The organism is Dickeya ananatis, from assembly GCF_019464615.1.
GTDB lineage: Bacteria > Pseudomonadota > Gammaproteobacteria > Enterobacterales > Enterobacteriaceae > Dickeya > Dickeya oryzae.
Genome location: NZ_CP040816.1, coordinates 1,794,769 through 1,810,377 on the forward strand (window position 1 = coordinate 1,794,769; position 15,609 = coordinate 1,810,377).

Here is a 15,609-nt window from a genome sequence, read left to right on the forward strand (position 1 = left end):
GCTTCCCGGTATCACAGCCAATCCCATGAATGCTAAGATATTTACTGACTGTACTGTTATTCGGTTATTTATTCGGTACATCCGGTGCGGCAACGAGCAGAGAGAGCGATGAACGAAAACAGGTTACGACCCGGTTTGATGGCGATCCACAGCAACCATCCTGAAGCGCTGCGTGACGTGCTGGTATCGTGGATGGCGGCCAATCCGCTGTCCGGGCTGGAAAACGAACTGATTCTGGTGCAAAGCAACGGTATCGGGCAGTGGTTGAAACTGGCGCTGGCGCTCGATGCCCGCGATGGCGGGTGTGGTGTGGCTGCCGCGTTGGATATTCAGTTACCGTCACGTTTTTTCTGGCAGGTTTACCGCGCGATGCTGGGTCGTGAGCAGGTACCGGAAACCTCCCCCTTTGATAAACCGTTGTTGGTATGGCGGCTGTTACGCCTGTTGCCGGACCTGCTGACACAACCCGAGTTTGCCGCACTGGCGCGTTTTTTGCGACAGGATACCGATTTGCGAAAACACTACCAGTTGGCCGAACGGCTGGCTGACCTGTTCGACCAATATCAGGTGTATCGCGCCGACTGGCTGGCTGACTGGAGCGAGGGGCGGGATGTGCTGACCAGCCACCGACGTGGCGTGGAGCCGCTACCAGAGGAGCAGCGCTGGCAACCGTTGTTGTGGCGCGCACTGCTGGCGGATACCGGCGAGGCGCTGTCCGGCACCAGTCGCGCGGCGCTGCACCGACGTTTTCTGAACGAGGTCGACCGACGAGGCGACAGTGAGCGTCCGGCCGGTTTACCGTCGCGTGTTGTCGTGTTTGGTATTTCGTCGTTATCGCAACAGGCACTGGAACTGCTGGCGGCTATCGGGCGTTGGACCCAGGTGTTCATGTGCGTGCATAACCCGTGCGAACATTACTGGGGCAACATTATTGCTGATAAAGATCTGTTACGTGCTGAACGCGCCCGTCAGCAGCGAAAACCTGGTATGCCAGAGGTGATTGCGCTGGAGGAGTTACATCAGCATGCCCACCCACTGCTGGCGGCATGGGGCAAACAAGGGCGAGACTACATCGGATTGCTCGATGAGTACGACCAGCGTGAGCAATATGAATCCCAACTGCAACCGGTAATCTCGCGTATTGATCTGTTTAACAGCAACGGCGAAGACTGCCTGCTGCATCAGTTACAGGACGACATTCGGGATTTGCGCCCGCTGTCGGAAAGCCGGTCGCGCTGGCCGGCCATCGACCCCGATCAGGACGGTTCTGTCCGGTTTCATCTGGCGCACAGCCCGCAGCGTGAAGTCGAAGTGCTGCATGACCAACTGCTGGCGGCGTTTGCCGCCGACCCGACGCTGCGCCCGAGCGATGTGATTGTGATGGTGCCGGACATCAATGGCTATGCGCCACATATTCAGGCGGTATTCGGATTGATAGACCGGCAGGACCCGCGTTATATCCCATTCAGTGTGGCGGATCGCGGTGCACGGCAGAACAACCTGGTGCTGGCGGCGCTGGAAAAACTGTTGCACCTGCCGCAGTCGCGCGTGGCGGTCAGCGATGTGCTGGATCTACTGGATGTACCGGCGGTGCGCCAGCGTTTTGCCATTGAGGAAGAACAGCTACCGTTATTGCAGCGTTGGATCCGGGCAGCCAACGTGCGCTGGGGGTTGCATGCGCGTCAGCGCCAAAGCCTTAACCTGCCGGATGCACCGGAGCAGAACAGCTGGTTTTTCGGCCTGCGCCGTATGCTGCTGGGGTATGCGGTGGGTGCAGGTAGCGCCTGGCGGGATATCGAACCGTTGGATGAAATCGGCGGGCTGGATGCTGCGCTGGCTGGACAACTGGCGTGGTTGCTCGACCGGCTCGATTACAGTTGGCAGCAGCTTTGTCAGCCTGCGACGCCGGAGCAGTGGGGCGAGCGGTTACGTGTACTGCTGAGCACGTTTTTTGCGGCGGATGATGGCGAGGATGGCTTCATGCTACTGCAACTGGACGAAGGGTTGCAGAACTGGCTGGAGGCGTGCGAATCGGTCGCGTTGACGCAGGAACTGCCGTTATCGGTAGTCCGGGAACACTGGCTGGGGTTATTTGAACAGGCGAGCCTGACCCAGCCGTTTTTCGCCGGGGCCGTTACCTTCGCCACATTGATGCCGATGCGCGCTATCCCATTCCGCCATGTGTGCCTGCTGGGCATGAATGACGGTGATTACCCCCGCAACCGGGTGCCACTGGACTTCGATCTGATGGGGCAGGATTACCGACCCGGTGACCGTTCCCGCCGTGAAGATGACCGTTACCTGTTTCTGGAGGCGCTGCTGTCGGCACGTGAGCGGCTGTATATCAGTTGGGTTGGGCGCAGCATCCACGATAACAGCGAACGTCCGCCCTCGGTGCTGGTCGCGCAACTGCGCGACCACCTCAGCAATGGCTGGCGGACGGTTAACAGACAAGACGTATTGCCCGTGTTAACGGTGGAACACCGGTTGCAACCTTTCAGCCCGGAGTATTTTACCGCGGGCAGTTCGCTGTTCAGTTATGCCCGCGAATGGCGTGCCGGGCTGCCGTCATACGATGGCGCGTTACCGCACACTGCCGCCGCTCCGAATGCCGTGTTGGATGATTATGTGCAGGATGGGGTGCTGACGTTGCGTCAACTGGCCGATTTTGTGCGTGACCCGGTGCGTAGCTTCTTTCGTTTACGGCTCAACGTCTGGTTTGAGCAGGAAGACCCCACCAGCCAGGATCAGGAACCGTTTGCTATCGATGCACTGGAAAACTGGCGTCTGCAACATGAGTTGATCCAGGTACAAAAAGCCGCGTTGCAGCGGCAGATTCCCCGCGAGCAGGCGCTGGCTGAGCATTTGCAGCGTATCGCCCGGCGTGGTGAGCTGGCACCCGGCGGTTTCACCACGGTACTGGAGCAGGATTTGGCAGAACCCATGGCAGACCTGTTTACCCGTTACCAACAGGAGCGGGATAAATGGCCGACACCGATACCGGACGAAGCGCTGTCGTTGCCAGAGTTACCGCTGGAAGACTGGCTAAACGAACTGCGCCGTGACGAACAGGGGAACCGCTGTCGGCTGGTGCTGGAAAGCGGTGGGTTGCTCCATCCCACCCGTCGCAGTTATCGCCTGGATAAACTGTTGCCGTTCTGGGTCGCGCATCTGGCCGGGCACCTCGGCGGGCAGACGTTACACAGCACGCTGGTCAGCAAAAACGGTACTGTTCATCTGCCTGCGCTGGAGCCCGCGCAGGCGGCGGCTTACTGGCAGTCACTGCTGGACGCCTGGCGGGAGGGCATGCGTTACCCGTTGCCCGTTGCGGTGAAAACCGGGTTTCGCTGGCTGGAGGTTGGCGGTGAGCCGGGGCAACCAGCTGACGGTGAAGCGGCAAAAGCGGCACGCCAGTGCTATGAGGAGCATGATCCTGCTAACCGTAAATATGCGGAATCAGCGTCCAACCCTTATCTGGCGCGGGCTTTCCCGACGTTCGAGCAGCTGTGGGCCGACGGCGAATTTGCCCGCTGGGTACAGCAGTTGCTGGCACCGCTACACCACACACTGAAAGCCGCATCGGCGAGAAATAAAAAATCAGGAGGCCAGCCATGACGGCGAACGCGTTACCTTCTGCGCTGGATGTGCTGCGCTTTCCTCTCTGCGGCAGTCGGTTGATTGAGGCCAGCGCCGGTACCGGCAAAACCTTTACTATCGCCATGTTGTATGTGCGGTTGGTGTTGGGGCACGGTGGTGAGCACGCTTTCTCGCGTCCGCTCAACCCGCCAGATATTCTGGTGGTGACCTTTACCGATGCCGCGACCCGCGAACTGCGTGACCGTATTCGCGCACGGCTGGCGCAGGCCGCGGCTTACTTTCAACTGGGCGACAAGGACGGCTCGGCGGGTGAGGATGACGAGGTTGATCCGCTACTGCGCGAACTGAGCGCCGACTACCCATTGGAGCAGTGGCCGGATTGCGCCCGCAAACTGCAACTGGCGGCGGAATGGATGGATGAAGCGGCGGTGTCCACCATCCACAGTTGGTGTAACCGGATGCTGGGTGAACACGCGTTTGACAGCGGCAGCCTGTTTAATCAGACGCTGGAAACCGACCAGAGCGAATTGCTGCTGGAGGTGGTGCGTGATTACTGGCGCACCTTCTTTTTCCCGCTCGATGCCCGTGATGTGCTGGAACTGCGCGATAGCTGGGCCGCACCGGAAGATTTTTATCGCAGCGTCACGCCGTTGCTGGACTATGCCGATGAGATTGGCATTGATGACCTGCCCGCACAGATATTCAGCACCGTTCGTGATGAAAAAACACGCCAACTGGCGGAGCTGAAAGCGCCCTGGGCGCAATGGTGCGACGAGCTACGCGACCTGCTGAACGCCGCCGTGGCAGAGAAAAAAGCGGATGGCCGCAAGCTACAGGCCCGTTATTTCGACCCGTGGCTGGATAAACTGCAACACTGGGCCAGCAGTGACGAGACGACGCTGGATATCGGCACCGGCTGGACGCGGCTGACGCCACAAGGGTTACGGGAGTGCTGGAAAGTACCGGACGAAGCACCGACACATCCGGCGTTACGTGCGATGGAAACCTTAGCGCAGCAGTTGGACGACTTGCCGGAGCCACGTAGTCAACTGTTACGGCACGCCTGCCGCTGGATACACCAGCGTTTTCGCTTCGAGCAGGAAAGCCGGGCGCAGATGGGGTTTCAGGACTTGCTGACCCGGCTGGATGCCGCATTGCGCGGCGATAACGGCGAACGACTAGCCCAACGCATTCGCCGCCAGTTCCCGGTGGCGATGATCGACGAATTTCAGGATACCGATCCGCTGCAATACCGCATTTTCGATACGCTGTACCGGGTGGCAACCAATGATCCGCAACAGGGGTTGATCCTGATAGGCGATCCGAAACAGGCGATTTACGCGTTTCGCGGTGCCGATATCTACACCTATTTGCGTGCCCGGCGCGATACCGACGGTCGGCATTACACGTTGGGGACCAACTTTCGTTCCACGCAGACGATGGTCGATGCCGTTAATCAGGTGTTTATGCAAGCGGAGAACCGTGCCAACGGCGCAGGCGCGTTTTTATTTCGTCAGCCAGATGGCGACAACCCGGTGCCGTTTTTACCGGTGCAGGCCAACGGCCGTGATGACATCTGGGTGCAGGCAGGAACGCCAGCCGCGGCGTTGACCTGCTGGACGCTGGAAACCGATGAACCGCTGTCGTCGTCTGAATACCGTCAGCGAATGGCGGCGGGGTGCGCACGTGAAATGGTGAGACTGTTACAGCTGGGCGAGCAGGGGCAGGCCGGTTTTGTCTCGTCAGACCAACGCTGGCGTCCGGTTAAACCGGGCGATATGGCGGTGCTGGTTAATAGCGGGCGCGAGGCGATGGCGGTGCGGGCGCAACTGTCTGCTCGCGGTGTGCGCAGTGTGTATCTGTCTGACCGTGAGTCGGTGTTTGATAGCCCGCAGGCAGGAGAACTGCACTGCTGGTTGGCCGCCTGTGCTGACCCGGAGAACGACCGGTTGCTACGCGCCGCGCTGGCTACCCCGTTACTGGGGCTGAGCTGGCAGGCGCTTGACCGCCTTAACCACGACGAGCAGGAGTGGGAAAGCCGGGTGATACAATTTGTTCGCTACCAGCAATGCTGGCGTCAGCAAGGCGTGTTGCCGATGCTACGGCGGTTGCTGTGGGAGTTTGATGTCCCGCGTCGGTTGCTGGCTGCCGATAACGCCCGGGCGTTGACCGATGTGCTGCACCTGTCGGAGTTACTGCAACAGGCCAGCGTGCATCTGGACGGCGAACACGCGTTGATCCGTTATCTGGCGGAGCAGTGTCAGGCGGATAATCCCGGTAGCGATAGCCTGAAAGTGCGACTGGAAAGTGACGCGGATCTGGTCAAAGTGGTGACCGTTCATAAATCGAAAGGATTGGAGTACCCGCTGGTGTTTTTGCCGTTCGCCTGTGCGTTCCGCACGGTCAGCCATCGGGATGTGCCGCTGAAATTTCATGATGATGACGGACAACTGCGCTTTGAGTTGATTGCCAGCGATGAGGCGGTTACGCGTGCCGACCATGAGCGCCTGGGGGAAGACCTGCGTAAGTTTTATGTCGCATTGACCCGCGCGCGCTATGCGCTGTGGCTAGGAATCGCGCCATTGAAAGGGCTTGAGAAAAGCGCGCCCGGTTATCTGCTCGGTGCCGGTGAGCCATTGGAAGCAGGGCAACTGGCGTCATGTTTGTCGCTCTGGGGCGGGCCACACAGCCAGATAGCGCCGCTGCCAGAAGACGATGACGCGGTATATCGCGCGGTACGGGAAACCCCTGCGTTGGGAAAAGAGCCGCCGTTACCGGATATTCGCCGTCACCGTTGGCGCATCACCAGTTATTCCGGGCTGCAACTGGCACCGGAGGGGCAGTATCAGGAGCGTCGTGAGTCCGCTGCCCATGACGCCGCTGAAGTACAGAGTGCCCGGCAGGAAACCTTTAGCGAACCGCAGGACGCCGCAGAACGCCTGCCGTCATTGCCGGTCGGCTACGATATGTACAGTTTTCCGCGCGGTGCGGTGCCGGGCAGTTTTCTGCATGGGCTGCTGGAGTGGGCGGGTAAAGAGGGGTTTGCCGCTCTGGCAATGGATCGCCCGCGAGTGGAAGATCAGGTGGCGCGACGCTGTAACCGACAGGGCTGGACACCGTGGATATCGATGCTGACCGACTGGTTGATGGCGCAACTCAACCAACCGCTGTCGTTGCCCGCATCACCCGCTGGTACGGTGTCGCTGGCCGGTCTGACGCAGTATCAGGTGGAAATGGAATTCTGGTTTGCGCTCAATCAGGTCGATACGCAACGTCTGGACCAACGGGTCAGCGCCGCCACTCTGGCGGGGGCACCACGCGTGCCGCTGATGCGTGATGCGCTCAATGGCATGCTGAAAGGCTTTATCGATTTGGTGTTTGAACATCAGGGGCGCTACTACGTGCTGGATTACAAGTCCAACTGGCTGGGGGCGGACGCCGCCGACTATGACTCAGCGCATATGGCGCGAGCGATGCTAGATCATCGGTATGATCTGCAACTGGCCTTGTACCTGTTTGCCTTGCACCGCTTACTACGCTCCCGACTGCCAGATTATGACTACGATCGTCATGTCGGTGGGGCGTTGTATCTGTTCCTGCGCGGTAGTCAGGCACCGGGGGGCGGCGTTTACGCTGAGCGACCGGAGCGGGCGCTGATTGATTCGCTGGACTGCCTGTTTAGCGGCGATACGGAGGTGACGGTATGACCCTCACTCACCATGATGATGTGGTTCAACTACTGGATCAGTGGGTTGATTGCGGGTGGTTGCGAGAGTTGGATCGCGCGCTGGTGCGCTTTCTGCATCAGGAATGCCCGGAGGCATCACCCCTGTTGCTGCTGGGCGCAGCGCTGGTCAGTTATCAGCTTGGGCGCGGGCATGTGTGTCTCGATCTGGCCGCTACGCTGGCTGACAGTGGGTTCTCGCTGGCGCTGCCGCCGGAAGGCGATCGCAGTGACAACCGTAAGGTAGCACGACCGGCACAGGCGCTGGCGGGGGTGACTCTGTCAGCCTGGCTGGCGGCATTGCAGCAGCCACAACTGGTGGCGTCGGGCGAAGGGGTGACCCCGCTGGTGTTGGTAGGCTCGCGTCTTTACCTGCGCCGTTACTGGCAGTATGAGCAGGATGTCCGTCAGGCGATTACCCGACAGTTACGGCACAACGAAACCTTGCGTGCAGCCATCGCGCCAGCAGCGCTACGCCAGCGGCTGGAGGCGCTATTTCCTACGACGACATCCCATACCACCAACTGGCAGAAGCTGGCTTGTGCACTGGCGGCGGGCAGCGCCTTTAGCATCATCACCGGTGGGCCGGGTACCGGGAAAACCACCACGGTGGTGAAATTGCTGGCGCTGTTGCAGTCACTGGCGCTGGAGCAGCAGGGCAAACCGCTGCGTATCCGACTGGCGGCACCGACCGGCAAGGCAGCGGCGCGACTAAACGAATCCATCGCTGGGGCCATTGCCAGCCTGACGCTGGACGGGCTGGCGCAGGGAGAGGCGATTCGTTCGCACATTAACAGTGAGGTGGTAACGCTGCATCGCTTGCTAGGTAGCCGACCGGATACCCGACATTTCCGGCACCATGCCGATAATCCGCTGCTGCTGGATGTGCTGGTGGTGGACGAGGCCTCAATGGTGGATCTGGAGATGATGGCGGCGTTACTGGCCGCCATGCCACGCGATTCCCGGCTGATTTTGCTGGGCGACAAGGATCAACTGGCGTCGGTGGAGGCGGGGGCGTTGATGGGGGAACTCTGTCAACGCGCCGCAAAGGGGCATTATCTGCCGCAGACTCGTGACTGGCTGCGCGAGGTGACGGGAGAGGCACCGGATGACGAGTTGCTTGACCCGCAGGGCAATGCGCTGGATCAGTCTATCGTTATGCTGCGCCACAGTTACCGTTTTGGTGCTGACAGCGGCATTGGGAAACTGGCTGACGCGGTCAACGCGGGAGATAGCGCGGCGCTGGCGTCTGTCTGGCGGCATGGGTTTGCTGATTTGGCGCAACTGACACTCACCGCAAACGATGACAATACGTTGCGTGAATGGGTTATCGACGGTGCCGCCAGCCGATTCGATGCTCGACCCGGTACGCGTGCCCCAGTGGGCTACGGTGACTACCTGCGGCGTATGGCGTCGACACGGCCAGCACTGGCGGCATCGCCGGATGAGTTTGACGCCTGGGCTACAGAAATTCTGGCGGCGTTTGGTCAGTTTCAGTTGCTGTGTGCGTTGCGTAACGGGCCGTGGGGCGTCGAGAGCATGAATGAACGCATCGCCCATTTGCTGTATCGGGAAAGGCTGCTGGCTGGCTGGCAAGGCTGGTATCCGGGAAGGCCGGTGATGGTGACCCGCAACGATTATGGGCAGCGGCTGATGAACGGTGATATCGGCATTACGTTGACAGTACCGCAGACGCAGCCGGACGGTTCCCGACTATGGGTCACCCGGGTTGCGTTCCCGGTCGGTGATGGCTCCTCAGGCATTCGCTGGATGATGCCGGGGCGGTTGTCAGCAGTGGAAACGGTGTTCGCCATGACGGTGCATAAATCGCAAGGGTCGGAATTCGCCCACACCGCCTTGCTGCTACCCGATAGCTTAAGCCCTATTCTGACCCGTGAACTGGTTTACACCGGCATCACCCGTGCGAAGCAGGCCTTCAGCCTCGGTTGTGCCGGCGAACACAGTACAGTGCTGGCAGAGGCAGTCAGTCGACGGGTACTCCGGGTCAGCGGACTGGTGGAGTAGCCCGCCAGTCGTTTCCTGATGGCACGGTGGTCACGTTTGTTCTCATTAAATTGTCCAGTGGTTTAGGAATGGTGCGATAGGGTGTCGCAGTCTACCTGTTTACACCGTCGATATCTGACTTGTTGAGGACGCATCATAGCGATGAAAATAACCACCGAAAGACTCGTCATTAGACCCTTCGAGACGAAAGATGCAGCCGGGTTATGGGAATATCTCGCCCAGCCGCGCATGAATTGTTTTATGCAGGAAAAGCTCGATACCCTTGAGGATGCCATCAGCGAAGTACAGCGCAGGCATCACGATGAAACGCAATTTGCTGTTTGCCTGAAAGATACGGATACCCTCATCGGGCATGTATTTGCTGAGCGGGATGACGTGGATAACGACACGTACGGCGTCGGCTGGCATTTTAATGAAAAATACGAAGGGAAGGGCTACGCCAGTGAAGCGGCGCGGGCATTTTTCAATTTCCTGTTTGACAGTAAAAATGGAAGGCGAATTTATGCGTACGTCGAAGATTATAATGTCCGATCGCAGAAAATGTGTGAGCGCCTGAATATGCGCAGAGAAGCCTGTTTTCTGGAGTTTGTTCCGGTATGGCGCAGCACGCCAGATGAAGTACAGCGATACGACAATACCTATGTGTATGCGATCTTAAAAAAAGAGTGGCGGGCGCAGACGTCATTGAACGACGCATCGATCCGCTGAGGTAGAGAAAACTCCTCGCGGCATGGCAGTCAAGGAATGGTATTATTGTCGGCCGAATTTATCTGGAATTTTCACTGTGACCTCATTTGCTGAACTGAACGCGCTTGCTGCGGAACAACTCACCACCTTAAACGAATTAGGGTATCTGTCCATGACCCCGATTCAGGCTGCGGCATTACCGGCGATCCTTGCCGGGAAAGACATCCGTGCGCAGGCGAAAACCGGCAGCGGTAAAACGGCGGCTTTTGGCCTGGGCCTGCTGCAGCATCTTGATGCCGGGCAGTTCAATACCCAGTCGTTGGTGCTGTGCCCGACCCGCGAACTGGCCGACCAGGTCGCCAATGAGCTGCGTCGTCTGGCACGTGGTATGCCGAACATCAAAGTGTTGGTGTTGTGCGGCGGCGTACCGTTTAGCATCCAGCGTGACTCGCTGATTCATGCTCCCCATATTATTGTCGCCACACCGGGCCGACTGTTGGATCACCTGAAAAAAGAGACCGTCAGCCTTGATGCATTGCAGATATTGGTGCTGGATGAAGCGGATCGCATGCTCGATATGGGGTTTGCCGACGCCATCGACGAGGTGATTCACCACGCGCCGGTTGAACGCCAGACGCTACTGTTTTCCGCCACCTGGCCGGAGGCGATTGCCGCCATCAGCCGTCGTATTCAGCGTGATCCGTTGGTCATTGAAATCGACACGGTGGATGAATTGCCTGCGGTCGAGCAGCAATTCTATGAGGTGTCGCGCAACGGCAAGCTCGATCTGCTGCAAAAGTTGCTGAGCCGCGAGCAGCCCGCGTCCTGCGTCGTGTTCTGCAATACCAAGAAAGATTGCCAGGCGGTATACGATGCGCTGACCCACAGTAACCAAAGTGTACTGGCGCTGCACGGCGACATGGAGCAGCGCGATCGTGACCAGACGTTGGTGCGTTTTGCCAACGGCAGCAGTCGTGTGCTGGTGGCAACCGACGTTGCTGCACGCGGGCTGGATATCAAAGCACTGGAGATGGTGATTAACTACGAACTGTCGTGGGATCCTGAAGTGCATGTCCATCGTATCGGCCGTACCGCCCGTGCTGGTGAACAGGGGCTTGCCATCAGCCTGTGTGCACCGGAAGAAGCACAGCGAGCGAATGCACTGGAAGAGATGCTGAAGATGAAACTGACCTGGCATCCATTGCCCAGTGGGTTGCGCATCACGCCTCTGGAAGCGGCGATGGCAACACTATGCATCGATGGCGGCAAAAAAGCCAAAATGCGCCCCGGCGATATTCTGGGCGCGCTAACCGGCGACATGGGATTGGATGGTGCGGATATCGGCAAGATTACTATCCACCCAATGCACGCTTATGTGGCCGTCAAGCAGTCGCTGGCGCGTCAGGTTTGGAAGCAACTGCAACAAGGTAAAATTAAAGGGAAGGCAGTAAAGGTCAGGTTGCTAAAGTGAGCTGATGACCGATATCAGGTTTTCTTTCGTTGCTTTTACTCGTGGATAATCTCAAGGATACTGGCCGCTTTTGCGGCCAGTATGTGTTGTGGTTTATTTATTTCGAATATCAGGTTAAAGATAGAAAATAGAGAATGAGCTAATTATTAGTTCGGTGTTTATTTATCTTATTATACCGTTTCGTTAATATAATGACTGAATGAAAAACCATTCATGATATATCTATTTATAAAATTGCATATCAGTAAATAACTATTACAATGTAATTCTCGGTGGATTTTTATACCCCCCATCGTGTTATTAGGAATTACAAAGTCAATTATTTCCAATTATTTCTAAATATTCATTTATTAAGGATGGATGCTATGAATGGAAATGTTAGTCTCTGGGTTCGTCATTGTTTACATGCGGCTCTATTTGTTTCGGCTACGGCAGGTTCTCTCTCTGTATATGCTGATACAGTAAAAATTGACGCAAAAGTTAATTATCAAACAATTCAAGGTTTTGGTGGAATGAGTGGGGTGGGATGGATCAATGATCTCACCACGGAACAAATTAATGCTGCATACGGGAGTGGGGCTGGTCAGATAGGGCTGTCAATTATGCGCGTCCGAATTGATCCAGATTCCAGTAAATGGAATATACAGCTTCCGAGTGCACGTCAGGCTGTTTCACTGGGTGCCAAAATAATGGCAACCCCCTGGTCACCACCGGCTTATATGAAGAGCAACAACAGTCTGATAAACGGTGGACGTTTACTACCGGCGCATTATTCTGCTTATACTTCGCATCTGCTGGATTTCTCCAAATATATGCAGACTAACGGCGCACCGCTGTATGCCATTTCGATACAAAACGAGCCAGACTGGACGCCTGACTATGAATCCTGCGAATGGAGTGGTGATGAATTTAAAAACTATCTCAAATCGCAAGGATCCAAATTCGGCTCCCTCAAAGTGATTGTCGCAGAGTCGTTAGGTTTTAACCCTGGGTTAACTGACCCGGTATTGAAAGACAGTGACGCATCAAAATATGTGTCAATCATCGGTGGGCACCTGTATGGCACGACGCCTAAACCCTATCCGTTAGCACAGAATGCCGGTAAGCAACTGTGGATGACCGAACACTATGTGGATTCCAAGCAATCAGCGAATAACTGGGCATCGGCGATTGAGGTGGGTACTGAACTGAATGCCAGCATGGTGTCAAACTATAGCGCTTACGTCTGGTGGTATATCCGTCGCTCGTATGGATTACTGACAGAAGACGGTAAAGTCAGTAAGCGGGGTTATGTGATGTCACAATATGCCCGCTTCGTTCGCCCCGGAGCGGTACGCATTCAGGCAACGGAAAATCCCCAGTCAAATGTTCATCTGACCGCTTATAAGAATACGGATGGAAAAATGGTGATTGTTGCTGTCAATACCAATGACTCCGACCAGATGCTGTCACTGAATATCAGTAACGCCAACGTGACTAAATTTGAGAAATACAGCACGTCAGCATCGCTGAACGTTGAATATGGCGGTACATATCAGGTTGATAGTAGCGGCAAGGCAACGGCATGGCTGAACCCGTTAAGTGTGACAACGTTTGTCAGCAAATAATGTGTCTCATAGTCTGTAGTCGTCACGATGCGATCTGACACATCAGTCTGAACAGTCTGAAAGTACGAGAGCTACCGATTGTGGTGAGGGGAAATACCCTGAAGCAAACACAAAAGGTCGCTCTCACCCCATTATGTAATACAACCCGCTGCGTATGCGCTGGGTGTGATGCCAAAATGCAACCTGAAATTTTTAATCAAATGGCTTTGATCGAAAAAACCGGTAGAGTGTGCCGTTTCAATCGCACTCACACCTTGAGATAGCAGCGCTTTGGCCTTGAAGAGCCTGATTTGTGTTAAATAGCGATGTACAGAGAGCCCCGTGGTAGCCTGAAAAACGCGCATAAAATGAAACTCACTCATGCCAACCGCAGTGGCCACATCTTTCACACTGACTTTTTTATCATGCATGTCCTGCAAGTAGTCAATCGCATCGCGAATATCAGCTTTTGAATATAACAGATGAGTTGTATCCCCAGAGCGCTTACCGTATTGACTAATGAGACAACTTAATGCGCCGAATAAAGCACATTCTTTCTCAAGAGTATCATCGCTTGTTAATAATACCGACGAGGTGTGGATAAGCCGTCTGGCAAGTCCCCGATCATACCGCATAGCCCCTTTGCCAAAATGTAAATAGCCGTGCCCTTTGAGAGTCGTGTCAGCGATTTTATTCAGGAGTTTTTCTGACGGATAAAGGGCGCAATAATCCCATCCTTTATCTCGCTCAAACGCTTCACCAGTGTGGATTTCTCCTGGGTGAATAACCATGACGGTACCTGCGGTCGCGACACCGATATCCCGGCATATCCGATTTTTCTGGGCCCCGCGGGCAAAGGCGGCGATAACGAACTCCTCATGAAAATGAGGCGGGTAGCTGTGCTCGAAGCAGGATGCTTGCAAAATTTCTGTCCCGTCAAACAAACCAGAATCTTTCCAGAGTTTGATGTTATCGCGCGTATTTATCATGAATAACCGTTACCTGAATAAAAGAAGCCAGGAGAGAGGCGGAGGAGCAGGATTATCCTATCACTCCTTATCAGACTACTTAAAATCAGTGACTCGTCAATGTCTGGTCTACGGGGGTTTCTGATGTCAGTGACGCACGAAACGGGAGAGGGTAGCAGAGCTTACACGCTGTTCAGGGCTGGCGTGATTGCCTGCCTGCCAACCATCACCGGTTATTGGAGCATTGGTTTTGCTGCTGGCGCTATTGGAACGCTATCTGGTTTTTCTGTTGTGCAAACCGCATTGCTTGCAGGGGGGTTGTATGCGGGTTCTGCCCAGTTTTTATTCTATTCCCTGTGGGCTGCTGGCGCTGAAACAGTTTCAATTGTTTTAAGTGTGGTATTAGTCAATTTACGTTATTTACTCATGAGTTCAGCGCTCAGCCTTTATTTTAGAGAGAACACCATGAGTCAAAAAATACTCAATGGTATTCTTCTTACGGATGAAACATTTGGCGTTGCCGCTGAGTATGGGGCTCGACAGGGCGCTTTACCATTTTACTGGATGTTTGGCCTAAACCTTGCTGCTTGGGTTAACTGGGTTATTGCGTGTATCGCAGGAGCCTGGTTTGCCTCCGCCATACCTGAATCCTTAATGAAAGGATTAAGTTTTAGCCTCGTATCCATGTTCATTGGTCTGGTGCTGATGACATGGTTTGCCAGTAAGCGAAAAGCGCTTGAGTTTTTCACCATCGTGACCTCAATGATGATCACCGCCTGTTTCGCAGGGCATCTTGATATGAGTTTACTGGTCGTTATCGCTGCTGCCTTATCAGCAACATTGACCACTATCGCCCTCAGGCTGAAGGAGAAACATAGAGGTTAATATGGAAAGACATATCATTATTGCTATTACACTTTCAGCGGTTATTACTGCAGGTATGCGGGCTATACCTATTATCCTTTTGTCCAGGTTCAGGCTTTCAGTCATGGCCCAGCAATGGCTCAATTTTATCCCATCAGCCATAATGGCCGCAATTATTGCAGCTGAATTGCTAAATAAACCTGTACTAACAGCGACGGGGATAAGTATTTCACTTGTTGCTGCGATTTTTGCTGGGATTTCTGGTGTGTTATCTCGCAGTCTTTTTATTACCGTCATGTCTGGTATGCTGGCCTATTCCACACTTTTTTATTTTTACGGCGTTCGTTGATAAAAACACGCGTTTGTTGAAGTCCAGTTAATGTGAGTGTTCGCAAATAATTAACCCCTATAGCTTGCGTATAAGAGCGTTAGCGACAGTATACCTGCAATATAAAAAGGAGCATTTCGGGGGAATGCTCCTTTTCTGTGCAGTTCCTGAATCAATATTTTCCTGATGACACCTCAGTACGTTAAGAACGGTATTTTCAAAACGTATCCAGTCATGAAGAAAGGTATTGATATTTTCTCAGTAGTTATTCTGAAAAGGCTATTCTGACTGTGGCTGCAGGCTAGTAGTCGACAGAAAAAATCCCAGGGCATTTCTGGCTTTCTCAATGACCACATACT

Annotated in this window: 9 protein-coding genes; 8 read left to right on the forward strand and 1 reads right to left on the reverse strand. The window is 55.1% G+C overall.

Annotated elements, in window-relative coordinates:
- The first annotated feature begins 108 nt into the window (after nucleotides 1-108).
- The 6 genes from recC to FGI04_RS07870 all read left to right on the forward strand — a co-directional run bounded on the left by recC (nucleotide 109) and on the right by FGI04_RS07870 (nucleotide 13,111).
- Nucleotides 109-3,615 carry an exodeoxyribonuclease V subunit gamma gene (gene recC / locus FGI04_RS07845; protein ID WP_407336546.1) on the forward strand — a complete coding sequence of 1,169 codons (3,507 nt, stop codon included), beginning with the start codon at nucleotides 109-111 and terminating at the stop codon, nucleotides 3,613-3,615.
- Complete coding sequence (gene recB, locus FGI04_RS07850) at nucleotides 3,612-7,304, forward strand: exodeoxyribonuclease V subunit beta (RefSeq protein ID WP_407336547.1); 3,693 nt, start codon at nucleotides 3,612-3,614, stop codon at nucleotides 7,302-7,304. Before recC ends, recB begins: the two co-directional genes overlap by 4 nt.
- Nucleotides 7,301-9,346 carry an exodeoxyribonuclease V subunit alpha gene (gene recD, locus FGI04_RS07855; protein ID WP_407336548.1) on the forward strand — a complete coding sequence of 682 codons (2,046 nt, stop codon included), beginning with the start codon at nucleotides 7,301-7,303 and terminating at the stop codon, nucleotides 9,344-9,346. The genes recB and recD overlap by 4 nt, the downstream gene beginning before the upstream one ends.
- Before the next feature lie 141 nt (nucleotides 9,347-9,487).
- Entirely contained in the window at nucleotides 9,488-10,054 is a 567-nt protein-coding gene (locus FGI04_RS07860) for a GNAT family N-acetyltransferase (protein ID WP_342700885.1), read from the forward strand.
- 76 nt (nucleotides 10,055-10,130) lie between these two features.
- Nucleotides 10,131-11,504, forward strand: a complete 1,374-nt coding sequence (gene dbpA / locus FGI04_RS07865) for an ATP-dependent RNA helicase DbpA (RefSeq protein ID WP_342700884.1) — start codon at nucleotides 10,131-10,133, stop codon at nucleotides 11,502-11,504.
- Between the two features lie 365 nt (nucleotides 11,505-11,869).
- Nucleotides 11,870-13,111, forward strand: a complete 1,242-nt coding sequence (locus FGI04_RS07870) for a glycoside hydrolase family 30 protein (RefSeq protein WP_342700883.1) — start codon at nucleotides 11,870-11,872, stop codon at nucleotides 13,109-13,111.
- A gap of 131 nt (nucleotides 13,112-13,242) precedes the next feature.
- Here the strand turns inward: FGI04_RS07870 and FGI04_RS07875 are convergent, their stop codons facing one another.
- Complete coding sequence (locus FGI04_RS07875; RefSeq protein ID WP_407273442.1) at nucleotides 13,243-14,079, reverse strand: AraC family transcriptional regulator; 837 nt, start codon at nucleotides 14,077-14,079, stop codon at nucleotides 13,243-13,245.
- A gap of 123 nt (nucleotides 14,080-14,202) precedes the next feature.
- Here FGI04_RS07875 and FGI04_RS07880 point away from each other — a divergent pair, with 123 nt between their 5' ends.
- The gene (locus tag FGI04_RS07880; protein WP_407321418.1) at nucleotides 14,203-14,943 is read left to right on the forward strand and encodes an AzlC family ABC transporter permease; all 741 of its coding nucleotides are present in this window, start codon (nucleotides 14,203-14,205) and stop codon (nucleotides 14,941-14,943) included.
- A 1-nt stretch (nucleotide 14,944) separates the two neighbouring features.
- Entirely contained in the window at nucleotides 14,945-15,271 is a 327-nt protein-coding gene (locus FGI04_RS07885; protein ID WP_407336549.1) for a branched-chain amino acid transport AzlD family protein, read from the forward strand.
- The last annotated feature ends 338 nt before the right edge of the window (nucleotides 15,272-15,609 follow it).

Coding starts and splice junctions, on each gene's coding strand:
- FGI04_RS07875 (WP_407273442.1), bottom strand. CDS start 14,079: ATGATAAATACGCGCGATAACATCAAACTCTGGAAAGATTCTGGTTTG.
- FGI04_RS07885 (WP_407336549.1), top strand. CDS start 14,945: ATGGAAAGACATATCATTATTGCTATTACACTTTCAGCGGTTATTACT.
- FGI04_RS07860 (WP_342700885.1), top strand. CDS start 9,488: ATGAAAATAACCACCGAAAGACTCGTCATTAGACCCTTCGAGACGAAA.
- FGI04_RS07870 (WP_342700883.1), top strand. CDS start 11,870: ATGAATGGAAATGTTAGTCTCTGGGTTCGTCATTGTTTACATGCGGCT.
- recB (WP_407336547.1), top strand. CDS start 3,612: ATGACGGCGAACGCGTTACCTTCTGCGCTGGATGTGCTGCGCTTTCCT.
- FGI04_RS07880 (WP_407321418.1), top strand. CDS start 14,203: ATGTCAGTGACGCACGAAACGGGAGAGGGTAGCAGAGCTTACACGCTG.
- recC (WP_407336546.1), top strand. CDS start 109: ATGAACGAAAACAGGTTACGACCCGGTTTGATGGCGATCCACAGCAAC.
- recD (WP_407336548.1), top strand. CDS start 7,301: ATGACCCTCACTCACCATGATGATGTGGTTCAACTACTGGATCAGTGG.